Below are 280 nucleotides of genomic sequence, written 5' to 3' on the forward strand. Positions count from 1 at the left end.
CGAAGCTGAGGCGGCTTCGTTGCACGTGACCTCGGCCGCAGATCGCATTCCGATATGGTCTTCATAAGGGAGAGAGCTCATGAGGCGCTACATTAACTCCAGTCGGCCGACGCGACGTCAGGCCCTAATAGGACTCAGCGGAGCGGCGCTGGTGCTTGGCGCCCCAAGCATTTTGCGAGCGCAAGAGTCGACCCTGGTGGTCGTTTCCGGTGGCGGATCGTATGAGGAGGCGTTCCGCAAAGCCGTAGTTGATCCCTTCCAGAGTGAGACAGGCAAGATC

General features: G+C 59.6%; 1 pseudogene. It reads left to right on the forward strand.

Annotated features, from left to right (window positions below):
* Window positions 1-79: 79 nt before the first annotated feature.
* Window positions 80-280 (forward strand): annotated as a pseudogene (locus tag EN859_RS38950) (ABC transporter substrate-binding protein); the annotation flags it as partial.

The sequence above is a fragment of the Mesorhizobium sp. M00.F.Ca.ET.216.01.1.1 genome (assembly GCF_004010325.2).
In the GTDB taxonomy this organism is placed as follows: domain Bacteria; phylum Pseudomonadota; class Alphaproteobacteria; order Rhizobiales; family Rhizobiaceae; genus Mesorhizobium.